Raw genomic sequence first — 25,901 nt, forward strand, 5'->3', positions numbered from 1 at the left:
GCTCACCGTTGCCCCCGTTTGTGTACGGGTGGGCAGGAGGCGCGGTGACGGCTGGGAAGGCTGGCCCCGTGGGTGACGCAGAGCAGCCTGAGCGCCTGCCGTCCGGCTCCCTGGCGGCCTCTGGCGAAGACGTCTGGGGGGACGCGGCGCAGGGCACAGAGACGCTGGCCCTCGTGCTCAGGCTGGCGACGACGTGCTTGTGCGGCGTGGGCGCGCTGGTGCACCGGTATGACCCCGCCGCCGGCCGGTTGCGCCTGGCCGCCGCCAGCGGGCTGTCCGGGGCAGGTACGGGGGAGTGGGCAGATCTGTCCGACGAGCAGGATGCCGCGCCCGTGCACGCCCTGCGGCATGGCGGCTTCGTCCGCGTTGCCGGGGACAGCCTGGGCGCCGGCGCGGTCGGCACGGCGGCGGTGCCCGTTCCCGGTGCCGACGGGCCGGTCGGTGTGCTGTCCGTGCTCACGGCGGGACCCGGTGAGCCGGACGAGGCGCAGCGGTCTCTGCTGGGCGTGTTGGCGGAATGGGCCGGTGCACGGCTGGGCGGTGGCCCCGGCCCCTCGCCCGGTACGCGGCCGTTGGCCGGGGCCGAGCGGTCGGTACGCATGGGTGAGCTGACCGCCGCACTCGCCGAGGCTGTCACCACCCGCGATGTCGTGGAGGCCGTCGCGGGGTTCGTCCTGCCTCCCTTCGGCGCCGATGGCCTGGTCTTCCAGTTGCTGGAAGGCAGCCACCTGAAGGTCGTCGGCGCTGCCGGATATTCGCAGGAATTCCTCAGCCTGGTCGACGGGATACCGCTCACCGCCCATGCCGCGTTCCACGATGTGGTGCACACCCGTACTCCTCGGTTCATCGGATCGATGGGGGAGCTGAACGGGCGCTATTCGACGCTGAGGCATGTGCACCAGGAGTCTCCGAAGGGGGCATGGGCATTCCTGCCCATGCTGGCCTCCGGCCGCGTCATCGGCCTGTGTGTGGTGTCCTTCGGCGAGCCGCGGTCCTTCACCGATGACGAGCGCGCCTTGCTGACGGCTCTGAGCGGTCTGGTCGGTCAGTCGCTGGAACGGGCCCGCCTGTACGACGTGGAACACGCCCGCGCCCAGGAACTGCAAAGTGGCCTGCTGCCCAGAACGCTGCCCCGGCCGCCCGCCGCCGACGCCGTCGCCCGGTACCTGCCCGCGGGCCGGGGCGAGGAGGTGGGCGGCGACTGGTACGACCTGATTCCGCTGTCCGCCGACCGGGTCGCCATGGTGATCGGTGACGTGATGGGGCACGGCATCACCGAGGCGGTCACGATGGGCAGGCTGCGCACCGCCGTACGCACCCTGGCCGACCTGGAGATGCCCCCCGACGAGCTGTTCAGCCGCCTCAACGACATGGTCGCCGACTTCGGCGAGGACTTCTACGCCACGTGCCTGTACGCGGTCTTCGACCCTGTCACGCGCACGTGCTCGTATTCCCTGGCAGGTCACCCTCCGCCGGTCGTCGTCCACCCCGACGGAACTGTCCACAGCCCCGACGTGACTCCCGATCCGCCCCTGGGCGCCGCCAAGCCTCCCTTCGAGACTCACCAGCTGCATCTGCCCGACGAGAGTCTTCTCGTCCTGTACACCGACGGACTCGTCGAATCCGCCACCCGGGACGCTGACCAGGGACTGGTCGAACTGCGGCAGATCCTCTCCAACGTCACGGCGGACACCGGCTGCTTCCAGGGCACCGAGGAGGACGAGGGCATCCGAAGTCTGGAGGACTTGTGCGACAGGGTCATGTCGGCTCTGCTGCCCGATCGCGAACAGACGACGGACGACGCCGGCCTGCTCATCGTCCGTACCCGATGTGCCGCTGCTCGCGATGTCGCTTCCTGGAGCCTCCCGAACGATCCTCGGGCAGCCGGACAGGCCCGCGCGTACGTTCGCGAACAGCTCGACGCATGGGGCCTCGGTGATCTCGTGCTCACGACCGAGCTGGTGGTGAGCGAGCTGGTGGGCAATGTCGTCCGGCATGCCAAGGGTCCCGTCCGCCTCCGTCTGCTGCGCAGCCGATCCCTGACATGTGAGGTCTACGACGGCAGCCTGACCACCCCCCGCATCCGCCACGCCAGTTACACCGACGAAGGCGGACGCGGGCTGCAGCTCGTCGCAGCTGTCTCCCGGCGCTGGGGCGCCCGCTACCTCCACGACGGCAAATGCATCTGGACGGAACAGGACCTGCCGTCCGCCCAGACCTCCGGCGAGCCCCGGCGCGCAGGCGTCACCGTCTAGCTGTGTTGACCTGCAGCGTTGTCGACATCTCGGCTACCTCCAGACCAGGGCCGGCTTCACGGTGAAGACCGGGCTGCCGGGCCTGACGGGGGAGGTCGTGCGGCGGCGGTAGGCCCCCGGCGGGACACGCCTCGGGCACGACTGATAGGGATTGTCACCGAGAGGTGTCCTGCCGGGGAGCGGCACAAACCGGGTGCTGTTATGCGTCCCAGTCCTCGGTGCCCAGGGTGAGTGCCACGCGGCCGAGGCTGTTGTCGTCCTCCATGTAGCGGTGGGCGTCTGCTGCGCGGGCGATGGGAAATGTGCAGTCGACGACGGCACGGAAGCCGTGTTCGACCTGCGTCCACAGTTCCCTCACCGAGGCCGCGTTGGCGGTGCGGACCCCGATGATGCGGTGGCATTCGGAGTACATGCGCCGCAGGTCGATCTTGACCTGGCCGCCGAGGAAGGCGCCGGAGGTCACCACAGTGCCGCCGCGGGCCAGGGAGTCGAGGGTGGCGTCCCAGACGGCCGGGTCACCGAGGTTGTCGACGGCGATGTCGACGCCGTGACCGCCGGTCGCGCCGCGTACCCGCGCCGCGAGGTCCGGCGCGTCGGTGTCGAGCACGACGTCCGCTCCCGCCGCGGTCATGGCCGCGCGCTTCTCCGGCGAGCGGGAGGTCGCGAGGATCTTGGCGCCCAGGTGCTGGGCGTACGCGGCCGTGGTGGAGCCGAGCGCCGAGGCGGCGCCCTGCACGAGCACCCATTGTCCGGGGCGCAGCCCTGCCTGCGTCATCTGGTTGGCGGCAACTGCGCCGACGAGGGCCAGCGACGCGGCCATCGCGGCCGGAATGCCGTCCGGGACCTTGTGGACGTTGGCCGCCGGCACCGCACAGTACTGCGCGTAGGCGCCGGGGCGGTGGGTGCCTATCACGGTCAGACCGTCGCAGACTTCCTCGCGGCCTTCTGCACAGAAGGCACAGCTGCCGCAGGCGACCGGGGGCATCACGGCCACGCGGTCGCCGACCCGAACGGAGTCCACACCCTCGCCCAGTGCGGCGACGGTGCCGGCATGGTCCGCGCCCAGGATGTGGGGCGGTTCGATCTTTGCGTAGGGGTGGTTGCCCGCGCGAGCCGTGAGGTCGAGCAGTCGGCCGATGCCGACCGCTGCCACCTGGACCAGGACCTCTCCTGGGGCGGGGAGCGGGGTGTCGACCCTGGCCTGTTCCAGGACCTCGGGCGGCCCGAAGCGGCGGAACAGCATGGCCCGCATGGTGGCGGGAACCGGCAGCGGCTGCGACCAGCCGAGTTCAGAAGCGGTCCGAGTACTGCTCATGGCGCCACCACCGTGTTCTCCAGGCGGCCGATCCGCTCGATCTCGACGACGATCTCGTCGCCGGCGGCCAGGAACTCCCCGCGCGGCACTCCGCAGCCGGCTGGTGTGCCGGTGAGGATGACGTCCCCGGGTTCCAGTCGGGTGACGCGGCTGGCCGCCGCGATCACCTCGGGGATCTTCACCATCATCTGGGCGGTGGAGGAGTCCTGCTTCAGTACCCCGTTGACGCTGAGCTGGATCCGCAGGTTCTGCGGGTCGGTGATCTGCCAGCCGGGCACGAGTCCGGGGCCGAGGGGGCAGAAGCCGTCCTGTGCCTTGTGACCGAACCAGTCGTACGTGAAGGGGTCGGCGACCGGTTTGGTGGCCTTGAGCCGGTCCCGCGCCGAGATGTCGTTCGCCGCCAGGTAGCCGGCCACGTGGTCCATGGCCTGCTCGGGCGCGAGGTTGCGGCCGCCTCTGCCGATGACGACGGCCAGTTCGGCCTCCCAGTCGACGCGGGCGCCGAGGTAGACGGGCAGCGGCACCGGGTCTCCCGGTCCCGTCACGGTCGTCGTCGGCGGCTTGAGGAAGAAGAAGGGATCCCCCGGCTCATCGGGGCGTTCGCAGCCCATCTCGGCGATGTGGTCCCAGTAATTGGCGCCCGCGCAGAGCACCTTGCCGGGGTACGTCAGCGGCGGAGCGAGCCGGGCGCCCGCGACGACGTCGGACGCCGTCGGCGCCCAGTCGCGCAGTACTGGAGCAAGCGAGTCCCACCGGCCCAGTACCTCCATCAGTGTGAGGCCTTCGGTCCCGGGCGGTCCCTGGACCACGGTGCCGCCGGTGTGTACACCGACGGCGACCTTCTCCGAGTCGTCGACTCGGTACTGCACCAACGACCAGTCAGGCGGGGTCATGTTTCCTCCCATGGGCGGCTCTCTGAGGCAGCAGAAACCATAGTGCATACACTTAGAGGCGGGAAGGGTTGTCCTCGGCATGCATATTGATCGATGGCGGAAAGATGGACTCATGAGCAGCGCGTCGCTCCGTGAGGTGCCTTCGGTCCTGCTCGCCGTGGCTGCGTCCGGAAGGGGAAAGGGTGTGCCGGACACCTAGACGTCTGGGCTGGAAGGTGTACACACTTAACTCGGGTGCTCGTGCACGATGCGGGTTCACCGGAACTATGAGGAGTGGGCATGTTGCGTGTCAAAGGTCTCCTGCACTACGGACTCCAGGTGCCGTCGCTGGATACGGGTGCGAGCTTCTACAACGCGTTCGGGCTGGAGACGGCGGAGCGCGGCAACGCGGTGGTGATCCGCTGCGAGGGCCGGGAGCAGGACCAGACGGTGCTGATGGAGGGGCCGGCCAAGCGGCTGCACCACGTGGCGTTCGCAGTGGAGCCGGACTCGCTGCCCGAGTGGCAGCGGCACCTCGAAGGCCTGGATCTGAAGTTGCTGGATGGGCCGGCCGAGGTGCCCGACGGACTGTGGTTCCGCGATCATGAGGGGAACCTGGTCAACCTCCGTGACGAGGGGATCCGTCCCTGGCGCGCGTTCGGGACCACGGACGCGCAGGACGCCAACGTCGGCGACCGGGTCCGCCGGATCGACCAGGCGCGCTGGCTGAGCGCGAGCGAGAAGACCCGCCCCCAGCGCCTCGGCCACATGCTGATCTTCAGCTCCGATGTGAGCGCCTCCGAGGCCTTCTACACCCGCACGCTCGGGCTACGGCTGTCGGACCGCATCGTCGGCGGGCCCGTATTCATGAACTCGGGACCCGGCGACCACCATGTGTTCGGCTTCGTCCCCGCGGCGTACCCCGGCCTGCACCACTCCAGTTGGATGGTGGCGGACATCGACCAGATCGCCATGGGCGCGCAGAACATGGCGGCCCAGGGGTACGCGAAGGGCTGGGGTCTGGGGCGCCACACCCTCGGGTCGAACCTCTTCCACTACATCCAGGACCCCTGGGGCAGCTGGATCGAGTACTCCGGCGACATGGACCGCATCACCGAGAACTGGCAGCCGAACGACTGGGACTGCCCGGCCGCCATATGGAGCCCCGAGGCGCCGGCCGACTTCATCACCAACCAGGAAGAAAAACCCGTCTGATCCGCACGGGGCCGGTCGACGGCCCCGAGCCGACGGCTTTCCCTGTCCCTGCCTTCTGACTCAAAGGAACCATACGAGATGCGATGTCCAGGGAGTCCATCGTGCTCCCCGCGCTGAACGTGCTCCGCCCGCACGGCGAACCCGTCCGACAGCTGACGGTGGGCGTCTTCCCCGGCGCCGGCGACGTGCACATCTACCATGCCCTCGACTCCGGGTACTTTCAGCAGGCCGGGCTGGAGGTGAACCTCGTGGAGGTCGTCTCCTCCGACCAGCAGATGGCCGACTGGAACGACGGCGACTACGACATCATGCACACATCTCCCGACCACCTGCTGCGGGCCCTGCTGAAGCGGGACCCGGTGGCCGTCCGGGCCGAGGGCATCGGTGAACTCGCCGTCCACCGGCGTCCCGGCTCCCCGCTGCCGACGGACCGCTGGGCGGTCGACAACGCGCAGAGCGCCTTCGCGTTCGTGCTGCGCGCCGTGCTCACCGACGTGGCCGACTCGCCGATCACCGATGACCAGCTCGTCCCGGTGGGGGGTACGTTGCAGAGGTTCCAGGCCCTGCCGAGCGGCACCGTGGACGGGACCACACTCCACCCGCCGTTCGACGTCCTCGCCGCTGAGCAGGGGTACCCGCGCCTCGGCGGTCACCTTCAGGTCGCACCCGACCTGATCACCAACGTGGTGGTCACCCCACGCGCGACCGCCCCGACCTGGCCCGCCCGCGCCTACGTCGAGGTCTGCCGCATGAGCACCGGGGAACTACTGAGCTCCGGGGCGCCGGGCATCGAGGCGGCTCTGCTGCGGCACCACATGCCCGCGGCCGCTGCCCGGGCCGCGGTCCCCGGCCTCCTCGGGCCCGCCGGCCTGTCGACCCCACCCGAGGTGACCCTGCGCGGCATGAAGGCAGTGGCCGACCTGCGCCGCCGCTTCGATCCCGGCTGGCAGCCCTCCGGCCCGCTGCCGTCCCTGATCGGTACCGGTCACGGGCGCTGACGCAGCCGCCGTAGAGCTGGAGATCCCGCAGATCGACATGATGCCCGGGCCGGAACGACGCGCGGCTCGGGCATCACCCGCTGCGCCTTCAGCCCAGACCGAACAGGGCACGCGCATTGCCGTGCGCGATCTTGCGGCGGTCCAGCTCGCTGATCGGAGTCCGCTCGATCCAGTCGGCGCCCCTGGCGTTGTCGGCGTAGGGATAGTCGACGGAGAACAGGATGTGGTCGGCGCCGACGGTGAGGATGGCGTTGATCAGCGCGTGGTCGGAGAAGTTGCCGCTGGTGGTGATCCAGATGTTGTCGGCGAAGTACTCCGGCAGAGTCTTCTCGATCTTCTTGTCGAAGGGGTTCAGGTCGAACATGTTCTGGGTGCGCCACAACAGGGCGGGCAGGCCCTCGCCCAGGTGCCCCAGGATCAGCTTGGCGGTGGGGAACCGGTCGAAGTGTCCGGCGAGCAGCAACCGCACGGTGTGCGCGGCGGTCTCGGCGCCGAAGCCCCAGGTGGCGCCCTTCATCTCCGGATGGCCCTCGTACAGGTCGAGACCGCCGGCCAGCGCGGGGCGCGGATGCAGATAGAGGGGGACGTCGAGTTCGCACAGCGCCTCCCAGAACGGGTGGTACGCCGGGTCGTCGAGGTAGCGGCCGTGCGCCGGGTCGGTGGTGTTGGTGTAACCGTTGATCATCACGCCCTTGGAACCGAGGCCGCCGATGGCGCGGCGCAGCTCTTCGACGGCGTTCTCGGGTTCCTGAAGCGCGACCGCGGCGAAGCCGGAGTAGCGGTCGGGGTGCCGGGCCACCTGCGCGGCGAGGAAGTCGTTCTGTCTGCGGGCCTCGGCGGTGGCCCTGGCGGGATCGGTGATGATCTGCACCCCGGGAGCGGTCAGGGAGAGGATCTGGTGCTCGATGCCGGCCGCGTCCATGCCGGCCAGGCGCACCTCGTCGAACTCGCCGAGCTTCTCGTGGATCGGCCGGTAGTACTCCGGCGTGATCCCGCCCCCGTCGGCCATCCTGGCCTGCTCCGCCTCGTCGGCCAGGATCCGTGCGGCGTCCTCCGGGTGCTCGTACGCCTCTTCCAAAGTGATCTTGGGTAGCCGGGTGATGCTCATGCTGTCCCTCTCCGTGCGGGTGATCCGGTGGCCGGTCAGCGGGCCGGAGGATGCCGGGGTCGCTGGGCGGCCTGCGGTTCATGTTCCTGTCGGGGCAATCCGCGCCCAGCCACTCCTTGGAACAGGTCTCACCCAGCAAAAGGAGCAGGTCATGGATCCGAGAACGCTGCAGACGGCGCTCGCCTTGCTGAGGGCGCCCGACACCGAGGTGTTGCCGCGACTGTCCGCGGCACTCGCCGGACCCGTTCCGCACTCCTGGGCGGCCGCCCAGGTGGCCGGCCGTGTGCGCACCAGGGGATGCGTCGCCGGCGGCGCGGAGCCGACCACTGCCGAGCTGGCCGATCTCGCCGACCGGATCCCGTCCGGCACGTCCTGGTCAGGACGCGCCGTGCTCGGGGGAGAGGCCCGGCACGCACTTGCCGTGGTGCCCGGCGAACCGGCCGCCGCGGGCTGTGTCCTGGTCCTGGCCGACGCCCCGGACACCGCTGCGGCGCACGCGGTGGCGCGGGACCTGTGGGAGATCGCGGTGGTGAGGTTCAGGACGCTGGTCTCCGTCGGGCCGACCGAGCCCCCGATGCACCTTGCCGCGAGCCGTGCCGCGGCCGGCGAGTATGCCAAGGACCTGCGCGCGCTGAACGACCGGCACGCGGCCACGCTGACCGCGGTTCTGGGAGCCCTGCGCTCACGACGGCTCGGCGATGCCGCCGCCCGCGAAGTCGCCCTGTCCCTCGCCTCGTCGGCACTGACCGGCATGCGCTGCGCCCCGGTGACGGGGGAGCGGGTCGTGGGCGAGGCCTTCGACTCGATGGCCGAGCGGCTCAGGGTGCTGGCCCGCCACAGCGGCTTCCACCTGGAGCCGGCACCTCCGCAGGTCTCCGACCGGCTGCTCCCGCCCGAGGTGGCCGAGGGCGCCCACGCAATGGTGCGCGGATGCGTGCTGGGCATGCTGGAACGCACGGGGCCGAGCAGGATCAGGGTCGGCTGGGAGCTGGAGGCCGGGCAGTTGGTGGTCAACGTACGGGACGACGGCGACGGCGCCCTGTTCCCGCAGTCGCTGGCGGAATACCGGCTGCGAGAACGGCTGGCCGGGTTCGGCGGCGACTTCGCCGTGGAGGCGGTGCCCGGCTGGGGCACCTCCGTCACCGCCCGGTTTCCGCTGGCCAGGCAGCCGGCACCGATACCCGGCGTACTGGACGGCCTCACCGGCCGTGAACTCGACGTCCTGACCGAAGTGGCCCGAGGCCGTGGCAACCGCGAGATCGCCACCCGTCTGCTCATCACCGAGCACACGGTCAAGTTCCACGTGGCCAACATCCTCGCCAAGCTCGGCGTGCGTTCCCGTGGCGAGGCCGCAGCGGCGGCCCGTGCGGCTCATCTGTGATCGACGGCCCGCGGGTCCGCGTCTGCCGTCACCCGGCGCCGGACCTCAGGGCGCCGGGCTCTCGCGGGAAGACGCGACTCCACTGGCCGCCCGCGCCACGGCGAGGAAGCCAGCGAGAACGGGACTGCTGTTCTCACGTGCCCATACGAGTCCCATCTCGACGTCCAGCGCCTCGCCCTGGAGCGCACGGTAGACGACCCCGGCCTTGTGGATGCGACGGACGGAAGCAGGCACGAGCGAGACCCCCGCCCCGCTCGCCACAAGTCCGGCGACGGTTTGGACCAGGGCCGCCTCCTGCACCGTCCGGGGTGTGAAGCCACCCCGCCGGCACTGCTCCAGAATGACGTCCCGCAGCCCCTGGCCACTGTGTCCACCGACGAGTACGAAGGGATCGGCGGCGAGGTCACCGACATCGATCTTCCGCTTGGCCGCGAGACGGTGACCGGACGGGAGTACCGCGAGCAGAGGCTCCCGGGAGATGGCCGCCGACCGGAGGTTGCGGTCACCGAACGGGTGTGATGCCCCGAACGGCAGGTAGAAGCACGCGCAGTCCAGCGACCCGTCGCGTACGCCCCGGACCTGTTGCTCCGGTGTCAGCTCGTGCAGGTCCAGCCGTACGTCACCGAAACGGGCCCTGAAGGAGCGAAGTACGGGCGGAAGGTCCTCGCCGGCCGCCGAGGGGACGAAGCCCAGAGCCAACCTGCCCCACTCGCCCTTCGCAGCTCTCCTGGCGTCCCGGACATTGCTGTCGAGCTGGTCCAGGAGATCCCGCGTGCTCTGCTGGAAGAGGCGGCCTGCCGAGGTGAGTTCCACGCGGACCTCGACGTCCTCGAACTGAACGAGGCGTTCGCCGCCCAGGTGCTGGGGTGCCTCGCAGAGTGGCCCGCATGTGATCCCGTGATCCTCAATCCGCGTGGCGGGGCCATCGCCATGGGCCATCCCCTGGGCGCGTCCGGTGCCCGGCTGGCCGGGGCCGTCGCCCACCAGCTCGCGGCCGCCGGTTCGGGCGTCGGTGTGGCGGCCCTGTGTATCGGAGTAGGGCAGGGCCTTGCTCTGGTTCTCGAGCGATGAATCGCGGCGACCACTGCCCGGAGCCGCCGGTGCGACCTCGACGAGGTGGATACAGTCACATGCTGTGCGAACCCGGCCAGTGGCAGAAAGCCGGGCATGGCGCTTGAGAAGAGACGGCCTTCCGCATCGGCTGCATACACCTTGGGTACACTTCCGGCGTGAGCAGGAGCAGGAACAAGTCCCCCGAGGAACAGCAGCCGACCGACAACGCACGCGTGGTGCAGGTCGAGTCCGTGCCACCGGACGAAAGCCCCGCAGCCGCGGGCGGACGCCGGCTGGCCCTCGACGTGCACGGGCGGCTGCGGGCCATGATCCTCAGCGGCGAGCTGCCGCCGGGGTCGGTACTGCTTCAGGCCGAGATGGCCCGGAAACTGGGCGTGAGCCGCACGCCGATGCGCGAGGCGTTCCGCCTGCTCCAGGAAGAGGGGCTCATCGACGCGCGGCCCGACCAGCGAGCGCGCGTGCGGGCGGTGGACCCCGCCGACCTGGACGGTGTCTACGGGGCCCGCATCATGCTCGAAACGCTCGCCGTCAGCATGACGGCCAAGTCGCTCACGGCTGAGGACCTCAAGCGCATGAGCGACGTCCTGCAGCGGATGCAGGACCTGGCCGGCGATGGCCGGCCGGACGAGTGGCACGCCGCCCACAAGGAGTTCCACGGCATCGCCGCCCAGGCGGTGGCACCGCATCTGCAGCGCATGCTCGCGTCGCTCGGTGAACAGAGCGAGCGATACATCCGCCTGGCCCAGCTGGGCGCACCCGCCTCCTGGGGCCGGGCGCACACGGACCACGAAGCGCTGCTGGAGGCACTGCGCATGAGTGACCCCGCCGAAGCCGCACGCGTGATCGCCCGCCATCTGGCGCGCACCGCTCTGAACGTGCTGGCGGACGTCGCCCCGGAGTACGAACCTGCGGCAACCCGGACAGCGCTCGGGATCGTGGGCAACGGTCAGTCCTGACGCCCGGCCCGCCCGGCCGCTGATGTCTCTCGCAGCGGGGCTTGCCGCAGGGGCGGGTGCCGGCGATCACAGTCCCCGGCCGATGTCCCGCGCCGCCGCGAGCAGAGGCTGGGCGAGTTCGGTCAGCCGTGTCCTGGGACAGCGGGCGGACGGCGCTGCCACGGCGATGGCGGCCACGGCCGCACCCGTGCGGTCGCGGACGCACGCGCCGACGGCGTTCACTCCTCGCTCGCTCTCCTGGAGGTTGTAGGCCCAGCCGGTGCGGCGGATCGTCACCAGCTCGGCCGCCAGGCGCTCGATATTCCCGGGCGCCTTCGCCCCGCCTCCGGGGAGCCCGTTGGCGTAGAGGGCTCGAAGACGCTCCGGCGGCAGTTCGGCGAGCAGCGCCTTCCCGCCCGAGGTCACATGGGCGGGCAGAAGTGTGCCGGTGCGGTAGCTCACGCGCAGCGCCTGTGGTCCCTCCACCCCGTCCAGGAACCGTGTTCCGTTGCCTTCAAGCACCATCAGGTGGGTCGTTTCGCGGACGGTGTCCGCCAGGTGCTGCAGATGGGGATGGGCGAGGGTGATCAGGTCGGGGGGCGGGGCGGCCCGGCTGCCTCTGATCTCCCGTAGCGCCGGTCCCGGCCGGTAGGTCTTGTGGCGGTCCTGTTCCGCGAATCCCTCGAAGACGAGCATCGCCAGGATCCGGTGGGCTGTCGACCGTGCGACGCCGAGCTGGTCGGCGACGTCCATCACGCGCCGCCTGCGGGCCGGGACGCGGACCGTTCCGGTGCGCTCGGTCGGCTCGGCGGTCTGGCAGGTCTTCGACGGCGAGGCGACCGCCCACGTCGGCGACAAGGTCTTCGACATCACCAAGGGCGACCTGTTCGTCGTCCCCTCCTGGTGCGAGATCACGCTCACCGCACGCACCCAGGTCGATCTGTTCCGTTTCAGCGACGAGCCCGTCTACGAGGCCCTGGGCCTCGCCCGTATTTCCCGAGGAGAACAGAAGTGAAGCTCGCCACCATCCGGATCGACGGTGCCACCCGCGCCGTCCGCCTCGACGGGGACACGGCGGTGGACCTGGGCGAGAGCGACCTGGTCGACTTCCTGCGCCACCCCGAGTGGTCCGCGCGGGCCGCGGACGCCGACGGCGCCCGGTACGAAGGCGCCCTGGACTACGCGCCGGTGGTCGTCGCTCCGGAGAAGGTCGTCTGCGTCGGCCTCAACTACCGCAACCACATCCTGGAGATGGGCCGCGAGCTGCCTCAGTACCCCACGCTGTTCTCCAAGTACGCACGGGCGCTGGTCGGCGCGTACGACGACGTGATCCTGCCCGCCTCGTCCACACAGATGGACTGGGAGGCCGAACTCGCCGTCGTCATCGGGGCCGAGGTCCGGCACGCGGACCCGGAGCAGGCCCGGGCCGCGATCGCCGGATACACGGTCCTCAACGACGTCACCGTCCGGGACTGGCAGTTCCGCACGCCGCAATGGCACCAGGGCAAGACCTTCGAGGCCACGACACCCATCGGTCCGTGGCTGGTGACCGCAGACGATTCCGCGATCGCCGCCCAGGGCCTGAGCCTGACCTGCGAGGTCGACGGAGACACGGTCCAGAAGGCCGACACCGGTGACCTCGTCTTCGATCCGGCCACGCTCGTCGCGTACGTGTCCGGGATTGTCACGCTCACCCCCGGCGACGTGATCGCGACGGGCACCCCGGGCGGTGTCGGGCACGCCCGCAAGCCGGCCCGCTATCTGCAGCATGGCTCGGTCCTCGTCACCCGGATCGACGGGATCGGCGAGTGCAGCAACGTCTGTCGCCGGGAGCATCGTTGAATGCCGCGGCGGGCCGGCCGGGGGCGATTCTGGAGTGGGTGACCAAGGGCACGGCCGCCTTCGAGGCCGACGTGCACTGGCTGAGCGACCCCGGCCTCGCCAGGCCCTCGCACCTGCTGGGCTGGAGCCGGTCCCATGTCGTCGCGCACGTGGCCCGCAACGCGGACGCGCTCGTCAATCTGCTCACCTGGGCCCGTACAGGCGTCGAGACGTCCATGTACGCAAGTCCGGCCCGGCGGGCGAGCCAGATCGAGGAAGGGGCCCGTCGCCCGGCTCACGAACTGCGCGCGGACCTGGTCGAGGCCGACAGCCGCCTGAGCGGGGAACTGACCGCGCTGCCGGACGAGTGCTGGGACGCGACCGTCCGGACCGCCCGGGGCCGCGAGGTGCCCGCCTCGCAGGTGCCCTGGATGCGGGCGCGGGAGGTGTGGGTGCACACCGTCGACCTGAACGCCGACACCACTTTCGACGACGTTCCGCACGAGGTGTGCACGGCGCTCGTCGACGATGTGGCCACCGCCTTCCGCGCCCGTACGGACGTTCCTCCGGTCGAGCTTCGGGCCGAGGACGCCGACCGGACCTGGCTCCTGGGCAAGCCCGGCGACGCGGACCCCGTCGTGGTGACCGGTGACATCCCCAGCCTGGCCGCCTACGCGACGGGGCGTCCCGTACCCGGACCCCTGTACGCCGCCCACGGCGCATCCATACCGAGACTGCCCGCGTGGCTGTGAACCCGAAGGAAGAACCACGAGAGTTGCCTGCATCGGCGGCGGACCGGGCGGCCTGTTCCTCGCCACACTGCTCAAGCGGAACCGCCCCGGAGCCGAGGTCGTGGTCTTTGAACGCAACCGCCCCGACGACACGTTCGGTTTCGGCGTGGTCTTCTCCGACGCCACCCTCGACGCCCTCGACGCCGCCGACCCCGTCCTCAGCGAGGCACTGGACAAGCACGGCCGGCACTGGACCGAGATCGAGGTGCGGGTGCACGGCGCCCGCGAGCGCGTCGGCGGGATGGGCATGGCGGCCGTGGTCCGCAAGACGCTGCTGAACCTGCTGCAGGAACGGGCCCGCGCCGAGGGCGTGGAGATGCGCTTCCAGCACGAGATCCAGGACCCCGCCGAGCTGGAGGACTTCGACCTCGTCGTCGTGTGCGACGGCGCCAACAGCCGTTTCCGACAGCTGTTCGCCGACGACTTCGGACCGACGGCGGACGTGGCGGACGCGAAGTTCATCTGGTTCGGCACCACCTACATGTTCGACGGGCTCACCTTCGTCCACCAAAACGGCCCGCACGGCGTGTTCGCCGCCCACGCCTATCCGATCAGCGACTCGCTGAGCACCTTCATCGTGGAGACCGACGCCGCCTCATGGACCGCGGCAGGCCTCGACGCCTTCGACCCCGCGACGCCGCCCGGCCCGAGCGACGAGAAGACCAAGGCCTATCTGGAAGACCTGTTCCGGGACCAGATCGGCGGCCACCCGCTGGTCGGCAACAACTCACGCTGGGCAAACTTCGCCACCCGCAGAGCCCGTTCCTGGCGGCGGGGTAAGTGGGTGCTGCTGGGCGACGCCGCGCACACCGCGCACTTCTCCGTCGGATCCGGCACCAAGATGGCCATGGAGGACGCGGTCGCCCTCGCGAAGGCCCTGGACGAGTCGCCGTACAGCGTGCCGGGCGCCCTGGAGATCTACGAGGAGCGCCGCCGCCCCGAGGTCGACAAGATCCAGAACTCGGCGCGGCCCAGCCTGTCGTGGTGGGAGCACTTCGGCTGCTACGTCCGCTCCTTCGACGACCCGGTGCAGTTCGCCTTCCACTTCCTCAGCCGAAGCATCCCGCGCGGCAAGCTCGCCGTGCGCGACGCGGTGTATGTGGACCGCATCGACGGCTGGTGGCAGGCCCACCATGAAGCGCCGCCGCTGGAGACACCGCTGAGCGCCGGACCGTTCCGGCTTCCCTCGCGCCAGGTCACGGCCACCGACGGCGCGCTGCGCGCGTCCGACGGCACCGAGATCCCGATGGCGGCCTTCACGGGCGAGCCGTCGCGGGCAGGAGTGTGGATCGACGCCCCGGACACTGAGGAGGAACTGCCGCTCGCACTGGACCAGGTCCGTGAGACGGCGCAGGAGGGCGCCCCGCTGATCGGGGTACGCGGGGGAACCGCGCTGACCCGCGTACTCCTCGCGGAGGAGGCGCGACTTGTACACGGCCTGCCCACCGCGGTCGTCGGTCCGTACGACGACGACACCGCGACCACGCTCCTTGTGTCCGGCCGCGCCGACCTCGTCGCAAGCGCCATCGGAGGCGCCAAGTGAACGCTCTCGAGCCGCTGTTCGCGCCCCGCGCCATCGCCCTGCTCGGCGCTTCGGTAACGCCCGGCAAGCTTGGCCTTGCGATGACCGAGTCCCTCGCCTCCTTCCCGGGACCGGTGATGAAGGTCAACGCCGGCCGCCCGGACCCCGGCCGGGGCTACTTCGCCACGGTGGCCGAGGCAGCGGCGGCGCACGGCACCACACCGGACCTGGTCGTCTCCTGCATCCCGGCCGCCGTGACCGCCACCGCCCTGCGCGAGGCAGCGGACGCGGGCGCGCGTGCCGCCCTGGTCTGCGCGGGCGGGTTCGCCGAGGCGGGCGGCGAGGGGATGGCGTACCAGCAAGCCCTGGCGGAGGTGGCGGGGGACACCGGCATGCGCGTTCTCGGGCCCAATACGTCTGGCTTCCTCGTCCCGCATCAGTGGCTCACGGCGAGCTTCGTTCCGGGCGTGGCGGGCATCGAGCCGGGCCCGGTGGCGGTGGTGGCTGCCAGTGGCGGGGTGAACCACGCGCTCGCGTTCGCCCTGGCCGAGGCCGGTATCGGCCTGCGGCTTGGGGTGGGCCTGGGCAACAGCGTGGACATCACCCAGGCCGACGTCCTCGGCCATCTCGCCGAGGACGAGGACATACGAGCGGTCGCCCTGCACGTCGAGACCGCTGCCGACGGCCGCCGCCCGACCGAGGCCGTACGCCGCCTCGTCGAGCGTGCCCCCGTCGTGGCCCTGGTGGTCGGCCGCAGCGACATCGGCGACTTCGCCCGCTCCCACACCGGCGCCCTGGCCACCTCCTGGCGCGTCACCAGGGCAGCCCTGCGCCAGGCCGGGGCCGTCCTCGTCGACGACGAACGCGACCTCGTCGACGCCGTCACCGCACTCGGCCGCGTACGGGTGCCCGCCCACCCCCGCGCGGGCGTCGGCCTGGTCACCGCACAGGCCGGCCCGGGACTGCTGCTCGCCGACAACCTGCGCTCCCACGCAGTGCGGGTCCCACCGCTGGTCGAACGGACCGTGAAGGAACTGGGCGAGCTGCTCCCCGCCCTCACGTACCAGCACAACCCGGTCGACACCGGCCGCCCGTCCGCGACCCTCACCCAGGTCGTGGAGCGCGTCTCGGAAGATCCTGGCGTCGACGTCATCGCCGCGTACGGACTGCTGGAACCCACCGCGGTGGACCTGCCGGCGGCCCCGCGGAGCCCGCGCGGGAGATCCGTCGGGAACTCGGCGACGCGGGCATCCCGTGCGCGGCGACGCCGGCCTCCGGGGCGACCATGATCCGGGCCCTGGTCGAGGACGCGGCGGTCCGCGCCCGCCTGGAGGACGCGGACACCACCCAACGCGGCGCGCAGGGCCGGCGCTCCTCAAGAGAGCGCCGGCCTGGGGCGGTTCACGCGGCAACGCGAATCCGCTGAGTTCCTGATCGCCTTGGTGGAGCCCACAACTCTCAGGAGCGACCGGAGCATTCCGGCGCCAGACAAGGTTGGCGGCAAGGTTTGAACGACCAGCGAACGCGATTGGGATACCGCTGCATCTAACGTCCGCCCATCCCGCTACAAACCCGCTCGTTGACGCAAACGGGCTGGCCACCGCGGGGGTAGTCATGAGCGTCCGTCGGACACCAACGCAGAAGACGCATGGACGCAAGCGCATCAAGGTTTTGAGGGGTATCCCCTGGCTCATGGGGCGGGTGGCACGATGCAGATCCGATCGGCGTCGGCAAGCACCGGTCGGATGCTCGGACTTGGAGCCCGCAACCCGCCCTCGTGCGCAGTGCGAGGGCGGTCTCGAACTCAGGAGACACACTCATGTCACGTAAGTCTCTCCCGTCCCGCTGTGTGGTGCACGACGCGTCCTGCAGGCACCGACCCTCCGCGCCCGATGTCGTGGTCATCGTGGTGATCACCGTGCTGGCCTGCGGCTTGTCGGTCTCCGGCCTGGAGCCACCGTCGATCTTGGCTCTTCTCGGAGGCGCCGGACTCGTGGCAGCCGGCACGCTGAGGTCCCTACACGGTGGAGACCATTGGTTGGGCCGCACGATGGTGCGCCTCGCGCACGCAGTCGCAGCGCCCTGAGGCCGTTGCGGCTGTGGGACGCAAGGAGAAGCCGATCGCCACGTCCAACAGGGCGTTGGTCAGGTTGGCACGCTGGTTGCGTGATCAGCGGTCGGCCAGCGGGTGTTCGTATGCCGAGCTGGCCGACCGTGCGGGATGTCACGCCACGACCCTTCAGCGAGCCGCCTCAGGGCGATCGGTCCCCAGCGCGCGGATCGTCCGCGCGTACGCGGCGGCATGCGGAGCCTCGGAGGAGACGGCGACGGAGTTGTGGCGGCAGGCCCGCCGACGCAACGCGCGCAGTACTGCGGTGGGCTCGCCGTTGGACATCGACGGTATCGACATGTTCCGGGCTGGATTGCGTGAACTGTATGAGGCGGCAGGTCGCCCGTCGATGCGGGACATGGAGCGGGCGGGCGGCCCGGGCCGGCTTCCGCACAGCACAGCCCACCGCATTGTGCTCGGCCTGACGGTACCCCGCGATGTGCACCAGTTGACCGGATTCCTCGCAGCGTGCTCCGTCGTGGAAAACGAGCATCCGTTGTGGGTCGATGCATGGCGGCGCGCACTTGGGCAGAAGACAGGTCTCTCGCTTGCCCCGCGGGAGATGAGCCCCACGATCCGAAGGCCCGTGCAGCCGGCCAGCACGACGAGGGACCTGGTCCGGGCATCGGGGCCCTATTTTTCGCTGCTCGGTCCGGTGCGCGCCTGGCGCGGCGAGGAGCCGCTTGGCATCGGCTCCCCTCAGCAGCGTGCCCTCCTGGCCGCCTTGCTGCTGCGCGAGGGCAGGACGGCGACGGCCGCGGAACTCATCGACGCCCTGTGGGGCACCGAGCCGCCGTCGCAGGCTCTCGCGGCGGTGCGGACGTATGCGTCAAGGCTGCGGAAGGTACTGGACCCCGGGGTCCTGATCAGCGAGTCGGGCGGCTACGCGGTTCGGGGCCTGCGGGACGGCGCCCTGGACGTGGCGGTCGCACAGAAGCTGACGGCGGAGGCGGAGAAGGCGCGGGGCTCCGGCGACCTGTTGCGTGCCCGCGAAGTACTGAACCGGGCGCTGGCCCTGTGGGACGGGGAGCCCCTGGCGGGGGTGCCGGGTCCGTACGCGGACGCGCAGCGCGTGAGACTGGAGGAATGGCGCCTCCAGCTCTTGGAGTCCCGCCTGGACATGGATCTGGAGCAGGGCTGCCACGCGGAGGCGGTGTCGGAGCTGACGGCGCTCACGGCGGCACACCCTCTGCGTGAACGCCTGCGCGAGCTGCTGATGCTGGCGCTGTACCGCAGCGGTCGGCAGGCGGAGGCGCTGGCGGTGTACGCGGACACGCGGCGGCTGTTGGCGGAGGAACTGGGCGTGGACCCGCGGTCGGGGCTGCGGGAGCTGCAGCAGCGGATTCTGCAAGCAGATCCCGGCCTGGCGGAACCGTCGGCGCCGGTGACCGAACCGCCTGCGGTCCCGATGCGCCCGGCGCAACTCCCCGCTGCGGTACCGGACTTCACGGGTCGTGCGGCCTTCGTGTCGGAGCTGAGGGAGATCCTCACCTCGGCCGAGGGCCGGGTGATGGCGGTGTCGGCGCTGGCGGGCATCGGGGGCATGGGTAAGACGACGCTGGCGGTGCACGTGGCTCACCAGGCGCGGTCGGCGTTCCCGGACGGCCAGTTGTACGTGGACCTGCAGGGCATGAGTGCGCGGGCGGCGGAACCGGAAACGGTACTGGGCTGGTTCCTGCGCGCACTGGGCGTGGCCGACTCGGCGATCCCGGACTCCCTGGAGGAACGCTCAGCGCTGTACCGCTCGGTGCTGGACGGCCGCCGGGTCCTGGTCCTGCTGGACAATGCGAAGGACGCCGCGCAGGTACGCCCGCTGCTGCCGGGCACGGCGGGCTGCGCGGCGCTGGTGACGTCCCGGGCCTGCATGGTGGACCTGGCCGGAGCACACCTGCTGGACCTCGACGAAATGTCGCCGCAGGAGGCACTGGTGCTCTTCACGAAGATCGTGGGCGAGGAGCGGGTGGCGGCGGAGCCGGAGGCGACCCTGGACGTGGTGGCGGCGTGCGGTTTCCTGCCGCTGGCGATCCGGATCGCGGCGTCACGGCTGGCGGCGCGCCGTACCTGGACCATCTCCGTCCTCGCCGCCAAGCTGGCCGACGAGCGGCGCCGACTGGATGAGCTGCAGGCCGGCGACCTGGCCGTGGGATCCGTCTTCGAGCTCAGCTATGGCCAGCTGGACGTGGAACAAGCCCGTGCCTTCTGCCTGCTGAGCTCCGCTGCCCTCCCATTCCTGTCTCTTCCGGAATCAGCGAGCCTCCTGAACCGTGGCATCCCGGAGACAGGAGACCTGCTGGAGAGCCTGGTCGACGCCGGATTGCTGATACCCATGGGACCTGAGCACTACCAAGTGCACAGCCTTGCCCGGCTCTTCGGCGAGGCACGTTCCGGGGAATGGCGATTTCGTCATGAGTCCTGGCCCCCGTAACGCTGGGACGGCAACCCTGTCCGCAGGCGGCCATCTCGGTTTCCTTCCCGGCCTCCCTTCCCGGGCGTCCGCGAGGCTTGGCCCGTGGCCGGACCGGATTTGGTCGAGCGTGTGAATCGACCCGCCCCTGTGTCCCGCTGGAACCGTCTGCTCCCTGTGGTCGTCTTGTGCGCTGACTGTGTACGAAGCGGGGGCATGGGGGGCGTTGTGACGCGGAACGCGACGAAGGCCGGTCTCATGGTGGTGGCCATGGCGACGGTGCTCGCGGCCTCGGCCTGTGGCGGGGGAGCCGGCGCGGCGGCCGGGGAAAGCAGCGGAACGCTCCCCGTGCACGGCAAGGGCCGGTCCGTGGGGGACTCCGGGGGCGGGGTGTCGGCCGGCTCGGCGTGGACGTCTGACGCCGCGGTGGGGAAGTTGCCCGGGGTCGCGCGGAGCGCGGCGTCGCCCATCACCCGGCACGTGCCGTGGAACCTGGATATTCTGGACCAGCGGTCACGGCCGCTGAACGGGAAGTTCACCACCACCGCCACGGGCAAGGGCGTTGACGTCTATGTGATCGACACCGGGATGGACATCGCCCACAGGGAGTTCGGTGGACGCGCCCACCTCGGCGCCGACTTCGTGGGCCCGAAGGACTCCGGTGACTGCTTCAGCGAGGCGGGGACCGGCCACGGCACGTTCGTCGCGGGCATCATCGGCGGGGCGAAGTACGGGGTGGCACCCAAGGCGGAGCTCGTACGGGTCCAGGGCATCCTGTGCGAGAGCGAGGGCGGCGGCTCCCCGGAGGCGGCCGAGGCAGCCCTGGTGAAGTCGGTCAAGTGGGTCACCGCGCACGCGCAGAAGCCTGCGGTGGTGAACATGTCGCTCAACCTCGACCACCGGTCGACGGCCCTGGAGTCCGCCGTGAAGAAAATGGTCGACGCAGGGATTCCGACGGTCGTGTCGGCCGGCAACTTCCACGACGACGCCTGCAAGCACTCTCCAGCCGGCGTCCCCGGCACGATCGTCGTGGCGGCCTCCACCCCGAACGACCGCGCCTGGAGCGACGGCGGCTCCTACGGATCGGGCTACGGACGGTGCGTGGACCTGTACGCCCCCGGCCAGAAGGTGACCGCCGCCCTCGCCGGCGGCGGTACGACCACGGAGGACGACGGCGCGACGTCCTGGGCCGCGCCGCATGCGACCGGCGTGATCGCCCTGTATTTGTCGGCACACCCCCACGCCACGGCCAACGAGGTCCACAACTGGCTCGACCACACCGCCACCCGTGGTGTCCTGCGCGGCGTCCGCTCCGATACTCCCAACCGGCTGCTCAACACCGGCGGCCTCTGACCTGCCCAGGCCGCCCCGGACGCACGTCACCGAACCGCCGCGCATCACCAGAATGGTGCGCGCAAGTGGCGCGGCCACCGCGCCCACACCATCGCTTTCCGCGTGCCACACGCGGCGTGCGCCCGCCCAGTAGCCCGTGTCCCCGCGACCAGCAGCTCTCTCACAGCTGTGGTCACTGGAGACCATTGCCGGTTTCCGGCGACCCGACAGTTGGGTCTGCGAGAGCTGGTCAGCCTCTTCGCGCCGTGGCGTCGTGCCAAGACCGATCTGCCGAAGCTCGGGCCATCTCGGCGTCGTACTGCCCGGCCTCGAAGTGAAATGCCGGAGGCCCTGCTTCATCGCCGGGCACCTGCCAGTCGGACCACTCCACGATGCCCCCGTGCCGCTGCACGAACACCGAGAGGTGGCCGCAGCATCCATCTGCGCACTCTGGCTCCCCCAACACCACACGTCTTCCCTCTACGGTCGCCCACAGTGGGCTGTGCTCGCCCACGGGCAGCGCCTCCTCCGCAAACGGGCCACGGCCTCCCTCGCCGACCGTCTCTGCCACCACATCTTTGCCGTCGATCCACAACCGCAACTGGGCAGCCCATCGGGGTCCTGGAGGTAACACCCTGATCTCTAGCCGGTTGAACATCTGATCATCGTAGAGGCCGGCTCTGACGCTCGGTCCGGCCGACTCAATCGCCTTATAGGCCCAGGAAATCCGGCGAGCCGCGATGAGTCCTGCGGCATCCGGCGGTCGTACTGTCGAATTCGTAACCGAGGAGGGCTCTGATGCGCAGCGTGACCTATTCGATGAGCGTCTCACTCGACGGCTACATCGTCGGGCCGGACGGCGGCTTCGACTGGACCGTGCCCGACGAGGAGGTCTTTCGCTTCTGGATCGACGAGATCCGAGAGGTCGGCGTCCACCTGTTGGGGCGACGGCTGTACGAGACGATGCTGTACTGGGAGACGGCCGACCAGGATCCGTCGCTCGAGGACTCAGGGCTCGAGTGGGCCGCGCTCTGGAACCCGCTCCCCAAGGTGGTGTTCTCCACCACGCTGTCGGCGGTGCAGGGCAATGCCCGCCTGGCCTCCGGCGGCCTGGCGGAGGAGATCGAGCGGTTGCGAGCCGAGCCGGGTGAGGGTGACATCGCGATCGGCGGCGCGACTCTGGCCGCCGAGGCGGCCGCGTCGGGTCTGATCGACGAGTACCGGGCCATGGTCTACCCGGTGCTGGTTGGCGGCGGTGTTCCGTTCTTTCCTCGGCACGAGCGCCGGGTGGATCTCGAACTCGTCGAGACCCGCACCTTCGGCTCGAAAGTCGTCTATCTCCGCTACCGCATGGCGCGCTAGCCCTCACCGAGGGCGTCCGCCAGTGCCTCCCCGTCCGCGAGCTGGTACCGCGTCAGCCGTCCCGCCAGGTGCCGGTGTACCGCCGTCACCGGCTTGATGCCGGACCTGCGGTCACGTACGACGCGTGCCGCCTCGCCCTGGCAGAGGGTCGGCTTGGCGATCTCGGCCGGCGCGGCGATGTCGTTGACCGAGACGCGGTCGAAGCCGCACTCCAGGAACATCGAGACGGCCGCGTCGCTGATGGCGTCGCGTGTCCGCCCCCTTCTTGCGGGCCCGTTCCGCCGGCTCGCTCATCTGACCAGAGTAAACATTTCGCAACCAAGTTGCTTTTGTGACCCAGTAAGGTTCCCATGGGTGGCGTGAATCAGATGGACATTCCTCCCGTGCTCGTAATCGGGGCGACGGGCCGGGTCGGCCGCGTCGTCATCGGTCAGCTCCTCGACGCGGGCGTGCCGGTCCGCGCCCTCACCCTTCGATCTGAGGCCGCAGCGACGCTGCCGGCGAAGGTCGAGGTCTTCACCGGCGACCTCACTGTGCCCGAGACGCTCGACCCGGCATTGCATGGCGCCGGTGCGGTCTTCCTCGTCTGGGCCGCCCCGCCTCAGACTGCCGCGGCAGTCGTCGAGCGGCTGGCAGCCCACGTGCGGCGGGTCGTCTTTCTCTCCTCCCCGCACCAGACGCCGCACCCCTTCTTCCAGCAGCCCAATCCCATGGCGGCGATGCACGCCGACATCGAGCGGCTCATCGCCGGCACCGGACTCGAGTCGACGATCATCCGGCCGGGGATGCTCGCGTCGAACTCGCTGGCCTGGTGGACGCCCGCGATCCGGGCCGGCGAGGTCGTCCGGTGGCCTTACGGTGCTGCTGAGACGGCACCGGTCGACGACCGCGACGTCGCAGCCGTCGCGGCGCGGACGCTCTATCAGGAGGGATACGTCGGAGGCGACTACGTCCTTACGGGCCCCGAATCGCTGACCCAAGCCGCGCAGGTGGGCGTCATCGGTGACGCCCTGGGGCGCCGGATCGCGTTCGAGGAGATGACGCCGGACGAGTTCCGGAGCCTGTGGGAGGGCACGGCGCCCAGCTCGGTCGTCGACATGCTGCTCGCCGCGTGGAGCGCGGCGGTCGGCCGGCCCGCGTACATCACCACCGCGGTGGCCGACATCCTCGGGACCGCGCCGCGAACGTTTCGCCAGTGGGCCGCCGACCACGCCACCGCGTTCACGGAGGGTTCGTAACCTCGTCGACCGCGACCTGTGACGGGGCGGTGCGGTGTGCCTCGGGCCGGATCAGGCCCGAGGCTTCACGCTGGGAGCGGGAACGCACGGACGAGGGCGAGTGGACCGGCTGAACGGAGCTCCGCCATGGCTCGTCTCCTTCCAGCGTTGTCCCAGTCGACGCAGCCATGACCGTCGTTGCGGATCTTCCGGCACCACTGGTGCGTCCGGCAGGGCCGAGAAGACCCCGGCTCTTGCGTGCCAGTCGCCGAGCACGCCATGGAGCAAGGGGTGGGGCTGGGGCAGAGAGTTCCTCGAGGAAGCCATGGCTCCATCCTGTCCGTTACCGTTAACGTGACCGGTAACAAATCCTCGCTCATGCCCTTGGCCGACGTCAATGCCTGGCCTTCGGGTCCTGCGATCCCGCCGGCGGTCTGGCTGGTAGGGGCGGCGGCCGATCAGGAGGGCGGCAACCGAGGGGGAGGGGCGTGTCGGACCACTGAACCTGATTGACTTGGGCGAGGAGCAACACGACTACAGGAGTGAGTGGCGCACGGTGGCCGGACAGGGCGAAACGGAAGACCTGCGGGGACGGGATCCCCTCGCTGCGAGGGCCGTCAAGCGTGTCACCCTCCGCGATGTCGCCCGGGCTGCAGGCGTGTCCCATCAGACCGTCTCCCGAGCGATCAACGGCAAAGGAGAGATCGACCCGGAGACCCAGCGCCGTGTGCTCGAAGTGGCCAGGCAGCTGCGATACCGCCCCAGCCGGTTCGGTCGTGGGCTGGTCCGCCCGGACGTCGTGACAGTCGGCCTCATCGTCCCGGACGTGGTCAATCCCTTCTTTCCCGAGTTCGTGGCAGGGGTCATATCGGCCGCGGACGAGCGGGACTGGCAGGTGCTCGTCGCCAGCACGGAAAACGACCGGGCGCGGGAGCTGGCGCTGGTCCGCTCGCTCGGTCGGCAGGTTGACGCGCTCGTCGGCTACCTCAGCCATCCCGACAAGCAGCTTGAGCCGTACCTCGAGAGCGTGCCGCTGGTCGTAGTCGATCGGGGACTGGACTCGTCGACTCACGCGCTGGTCCACGTCGACACCGCGGCCGGCATCCGGGCCGGGATGCACCATCTCATCGAAAAGGGCCATCGCCGGATCGGCATGATCGACTGCGAGTGCTTCTGTGACCCGGTCGTGCGGCGCCGCACCTTCCTCGAAGTCGCCGCCCAACACGCGCTGCCGGTCGATGACCGCTGGGTGGTCATGGGCGAGCAGTCACCGGCCGGCGGTGCCGCCGCGTTCGAGGAACTGCACACCACTTGCCCCGACATCACCGCCGTGTTCGCCTTCAACGACCTTGTCGCGATGGGCGCGCTGCGCGCCGCTCGCCGGCTCGGCGTCCGGATACCCGACGACTGCGCGCTGGTCGGCTACGACGGTCTGAGCATCACGGATCTCGTCGACCCGCCGCTGACCACGCTCCACCTCGACAAGCGGCGGCTGGGCGAGCTGGCCGTCCATCAAGTCGACCAACTCCTCACCGGTGAGCTGCCTCCTCCCGCCGTACTGACGCCACGCCTGGACATCCGCGGCACGACATGACCCGTGCTGGGTGGACGTCGGCCAGGACAGCTGGATTCCCGTGAACCGGGCCTCGCAGCAACGGTGAACTTGGCGTGTCATGGAAACCACTGCTGACCAGGGTGTGTCTCTTGGACGAAAACTCCGGTTGCCAGTTCGGTTAGCCCGGCGTTGACGAGCGTCTTGATGTACGACAGGCCATGTGCCAGCCCGGCGCGCGCTGCACCCCCGACAACGGACGGCATCCACCCCCTGCGCAGATGGGGACGTACACCGCCTCGTTGACGGCGTCGCAGGCGGGCATGAGCCTTCGCTGCCGGACCGCACGCCGAGGCGTGGTGGCCGTTGGCGGGACCGTCGCGAGGCGATCGACATCGAGCGGTTGGCTGTCCCTGGCGATCCTGGGTTCGACAGGGCCAGCCTTGTCATGAGAAAGGCCGCGATTGGTGACAACACTGGAGAGGTGCTGCCAGGAGCCCGTCCCGGTGACGGGCGGTATGTACTTCCCAGGCCAAGGCTTCAGGGCACCGGGTTACCTCTTGACGCCATGTCTATCAGCGAGGGTCTCATGACCGGTTCCTCTGCCCAGCGCAACCTCGACAACACATTGCTCCTG

At 70.2% G+C, this 25,901-nt stretch carries 21 protein-coding genes and 3 pseudogenes; 17 read left to right on the top strand and 7 right to left on the bottom strand.

Features of this window, described 5'->3' with window-relative positions; genetic code table 11:
• Positions 1 to 68: 68 nt before the first annotated feature.
• On the top strand, positions 69 to 2,255 hold the full coding sequence (locus ACH45E_RS16350) for a SpoIIE family protein phosphatase (RefSeq protein ID WP_361438393.1): 2,187 nt from the start codon (positions 69 to 71) through the stop codon (positions 2,253 to 2,255).
• A gap of 199 nt (positions 2,256 to 2,454) precedes the next feature.
• Here ACH45E_RS16350 and ACH45E_RS16355 read toward each other — a convergent pair whose 3' ends face one another.
• Together ACH45E_RS16355 and ACH45E_RS16360 are read right to left on the bottom strand one after the other, a co-directional pair.
• Entirely contained in the window at positions 2,455 to 3,570 is a 1,116-nt protein-coding gene (locus ACH45E_RS16355; RefSeq protein WP_361438391.1) for an alcohol dehydrogenase catalytic domain-containing protein, read from the bottom strand.
• Positions 3,567 to 4,463, bottom strand: coding sequence for a fumarylacetoacetate hydrolase family protein (locus ACH45E_RS16360; RefSeq protein ID WP_361438389.1), 897 nt, complete (start codon positions 4,461 to 4,463; stop codon positions 3,567 to 3,569). The genes ACH45E_RS16355 and ACH45E_RS16360 overlap by 4 nt, the downstream gene beginning before the upstream one ends.
• 279 nt (positions 4,464 to 4,742) lie before the next feature.
• On the opposite strand from ACH45E_RS16360, the gene ACH45E_RS16365 reads away from it, so the two are divergent.
• On the top strand, positions 4,743 to 5,657 hold the full coding sequence (locus tag ACH45E_RS16365; RefSeq protein WP_361438387.1) for a VOC family protein: 915 nt from the start codon (positions 4,743 to 4,745) through the stop codon (positions 5,655 to 5,657).
• Positions 5,658 to 5,740: 83 nt separating this feature from the next.
• Positions 5,741 to 6,655: an ABC transporter substrate-binding protein gene (locus ACH45E_RS16370; RefSeq protein ID WP_361438385.1), complete on the top strand. Its 915-nt coding sequence runs from the start codon at positions 5,741 to 5,743 to the stop codon at positions 6,653 to 6,655.
• Positions 6,656 to 6,743: 88 nt separating this feature from the next.
• Here the strand turns inward: ACH45E_RS16370 and ACH45E_RS16375 are convergent, their stop codons facing one another.
• A complete protein-coding gene (locus ACH45E_RS16375) occupies positions 6,744 to 7,763 on the bottom strand; it encodes an amidohydrolase family protein (protein ID WP_361438383.1) in 1,020 nt (339 codons plus the stop codon).
• A 151-nt stretch (positions 7,764 to 7,914) separates the two neighbouring features.
• Here ACH45E_RS16375 and ACH45E_RS16380 point away from each other — a divergent pair, with 151 nt between their 5' ends.
• A complete protein-coding gene (locus ACH45E_RS16380; protein WP_361438381.1) occupies positions 7,915 to 9,144 on the top strand; it encodes a LuxR C-terminal-related transcriptional regulator in 1,230 nt (409 codons plus the stop codon).
• 45 nt (positions 9,145 to 9,189) lie between these two features.
• Here ACH45E_RS16380 and ACH45E_RS16385 read toward each other — a convergent pair whose 3' ends face one another.
• Positions 9,190 to 9,957: a LysR family substrate-binding domain-containing protein gene (locus tag ACH45E_RS16385; protein ID WP_361438379.1), complete on the bottom strand. Its 768-nt coding sequence runs from the start codon at positions 9,955 to 9,957 to the stop codon at positions 9,190 to 9,192.
• Between ACH45E_RS16385 and ACH45E_RS16390 the strand changes: the two are divergent.
• Positions 9,955 to 10,215 (top strand): annotated as a pseudogene (locus ACH45E_RS16390) (3-oxoadipyl-CoA thiolase); the annotation flags it as partial. The gene ACH45E_RS16385 and the pseudogene ACH45E_RS16390 sit on opposite strands and share 3 nt — an antisense overlap.
• 158 nt (positions 10,216 to 10,373) lie before the next feature.
• Positions 10,374 to 11,174, top strand: coding sequence for a GntR family transcriptional regulator (locus ACH45E_RS16395; protein WP_361438377.1), 801 nt, complete (start codon positions 10,374 to 10,376; stop codon positions 11,172 to 11,174).
• 66 nt (positions 11,175 to 11,240) lie between these two features.
• Here the strand turns inward: ACH45E_RS16395 and ACH45E_RS16400 are convergent, their stop codons facing one another.
• Positions 11,241 to 11,906, bottom strand: a complete 666-nt coding sequence (locus ACH45E_RS16400; RefSeq protein ID WP_361438375.1) for an IclR family transcriptional regulator — start codon at positions 11,904 to 11,906, stop codon at positions 11,241 to 11,243.
• A 37-nt stretch (positions 11,907 to 11,943) separates the two neighbouring features.
• On the opposite strand from ACH45E_RS16400, the gene ACH45E_RS16405 reads away from it, so the two are divergent.
• The 6 genes and pseudogenes from ACH45E_RS16405 to ACH45E_RS16430 form a co-directional block, all read left to right on the top strand.
• The gene (locus tag ACH45E_RS16405) at positions 11,944 to 12,168 is read left to right on the top strand and encodes a hypothetical protein (protein ID WP_361438373.1); all 225 of its coding nucleotides are present in this window, start codon (positions 11,944 to 11,946) and stop codon (positions 12,166 to 12,168) included.
• Positions 12,165 to 12,995, top strand: coding sequence for a fumarylacetoacetate hydrolase family protein (locus tag ACH45E_RS16410; RefSeq protein WP_361438371.1), 831 nt, complete (start codon positions 12,165 to 12,167; stop codon positions 12,993 to 12,995). Before ACH45E_RS16405 ends, ACH45E_RS16410 begins: the two co-directional genes overlap by 4 nt.
• A 38-nt stretch (positions 12,996 to 13,033) precedes the next feature.
• Positions 13,034 to 13,726 carry a maleylpyruvate isomerase family mycothiol-dependent enzyme gene (locus ACH45E_RS16415; protein WP_361438369.1) on the top strand — a complete coding sequence of 231 codons (693 nt, stop codon included), beginning with the start codon at positions 13,034 to 13,036 and terminating at the stop codon, positions 13,724 to 13,726.
• Positions 13,623 to 15,308, top strand: a complete 1,686-nt coding sequence (locus ACH45E_RS16420; protein ID WP_361438367.1) for an FAD-dependent monooxygenase — start codon at positions 13,623 to 13,625, stop codon at positions 15,306 to 15,308. Before ACH45E_RS16415 ends, ACH45E_RS16420 begins: the two co-directional genes overlap by 104 nt.
• Positions 15,305 to 16,576, top strand: a complete 1,272-nt coding sequence (locus ACH45E_RS16425) for a CoA-binding protein (RefSeq protein WP_361438365.1) — start codon at positions 15,305 to 15,307, stop codon at positions 16,574 to 16,576. The genes ACH45E_RS16420 and ACH45E_RS16425 overlap by 4 nt, the downstream gene beginning before the upstream one ends.
• An 810-nt stretch (positions 16,577 to 17,386) precedes the next feature.
• Positions 17,387 to 17,560: pseudogene (locus tag ACH45E_RS16430) on the top strand (helix-turn-helix domain-containing protein); the annotation flags it as partial.
• On the opposite strand, the gene ACH45E_RS16435 reads toward ACH45E_RS16430, so the two are convergent.
• On the bottom strand, positions 17,527 to 17,697 hold the full coding sequence (locus tag ACH45E_RS16435; RefSeq protein ID WP_361439169.1) for a hypothetical protein: 171 nt from the start codon (positions 17,695 to 17,697) through the stop codon (positions 17,527 to 17,529). The pseudogene ACH45E_RS16430 and the gene ACH45E_RS16435 overlap by 34 nt on opposite strands.
• A gap of 262 nt (positions 17,698 to 17,959) precedes the next feature.
• On the opposite strand from ACH45E_RS16435, the pseudogene ACH45E_RS16440 reads away from it, so the two are divergent.
• From ACH45E_RS16440 to ACH45E_RS16450, 3 genes and pseudogenes are all read left to right on the top strand, one after another.
• Positions 17,960 to 19,777 (top strand): annotated as a pseudogene (locus ACH45E_RS16440) (BTAD domain-containing putative transcriptional regulator); the annotation flags it as partial.
• Between the two features lie 252 nt (positions 19,778 to 20,029).
• On the top strand, positions 20,030 to 21,154 hold the full coding sequence (locus ACH45E_RS16445; RefSeq protein WP_361438363.1) for a S8 family peptidase: 1,125 nt from the start codon (positions 20,030 to 20,032) through the stop codon (positions 21,152 to 21,154).
• Between the two features lie 777 nt (positions 21,155 to 21,931).
• Positions 21,932 to 22,495 (top strand): dihydrofolate reductase family protein, encoded by a 564-nt coding sequence (locus ACH45E_RS16450; RefSeq protein WP_361438361.1) that lies wholly within the window; start codon positions 21,932 to 21,934, stop codon positions 22,493 to 22,495.
• Here ACH45E_RS16450 and ACH45E_RS16455 read toward each other — a convergent pair.
• Positions 22,492 to 22,716 (bottom strand): hypothetical protein, encoded by a 225-nt coding sequence (locus ACH45E_RS16455; protein ID WP_361438359.1) that lies wholly within the window; start codon positions 22,714 to 22,716, stop codon positions 22,492 to 22,494. The two genes, ACH45E_RS16450 and ACH45E_RS16455, sit on opposite strands and share 4 nt — an antisense overlap.
• Before the next feature lie 162 nt (positions 22,717 to 22,878).
• Here ACH45E_RS16455 and ACH45E_RS16460 point away from each other — a divergent pair, with 162 nt between their 5' ends.
• Complete coding sequence (locus ACH45E_RS16460) at positions 22,879 to 23,733, top strand: NAD(P)H-binding protein (protein ID WP_361438357.1); 855 nt, start codon at positions 22,879 to 22,881, stop codon at positions 23,731 to 23,733.
• 535 nt (positions 23,734 to 24,268) lie between these two features.
• Positions 24,269 to 25,306, top strand: a complete 1,038-nt coding sequence (locus ACH45E_RS16465) for a LacI family DNA-binding transcriptional regulator (RefSeq protein WP_361439127.1) — start codon at positions 24,269 to 24,271, stop codon at positions 25,304 to 25,306.
• The last annotated feature ends 595 nt before the right edge of the window (positions 25,307 to 25,901 follow it).

The sequence above is a fragment of the Streptomyces sp. NPDC020299 genome, from assembly GCF_044387825.1.
GTDB lineage: Bacteria > Actinomycetota > Actinomycetes > Streptomycetales > Streptomycetaceae > Streptomyces.

Coding starts and splice junctions, on each gene's coding strand:
- ACH45E_RS16450 (WP_361438361.1), top strand. CDS start 21,932: ATGCGCAGCGTGACCTATTCGATGAGCGTCTCACTCGACGGCTACATC.
- ACH45E_RS16375 (WP_361438383.1), bottom strand. CDS start 7,763: ATGAGCATCACCCGGCTACCCAAGATCACTTTGGAAGAGGCGTACGAG.
- ACH45E_RS16355 (WP_361438391.1), bottom strand. CDS start 3,570: ATGAGCAGTACTCGGACCGCTTCTGAACTCGGCTGGTCGCAGCCGCTG.
- ACH45E_RS16360 (WP_361438389.1), bottom strand. CDS start 4,463: ATGACCCCGCCTGACTGGTCGTTGGTGCAGTACCGAGTCGACGACTCG.
- ACH45E_RS16435 (WP_361439169.1), bottom strand. CDS start 17,697: ATGTCGATACCGTCGATGTCCAACGGCGAGCCCACCGCAGTACTGCGC.
- ACH45E_RS16380 (WP_361438381.1), top strand. CDS start 7,915: ATGGATCCGAGAACGCTGCAGACGGCGCTCGCCTTGCTGAGGGCGCCC.
- ACH45E_RS16370 (WP_361438385.1), top strand. CDS start 5,741: ATGTCCAGGGAGTCCATCGTGCTCCCCGCGCTGAACGTGCTCCGCCCG.
- ACH45E_RS16455 (WP_361438359.1), bottom strand. CDS start 22,716: ATGTTCCTGGAGTGCGGCTTCGACCGCGTCTCGGTCAACGACATCGCC.
- ACH45E_RS16400 (WP_361438375.1), bottom strand. CDS start 11,906: ATGGACGTCGCCGACCAGCTCGGCGTCGCACGGTCGACAGCCCACCGG.
- ACH45E_RS16365 (WP_361438387.1), top strand. CDS start 4,743: ATGTTGCGTGTCAAAGGTCTCCTGCACTACGGACTCCAGGTGCCGTCG.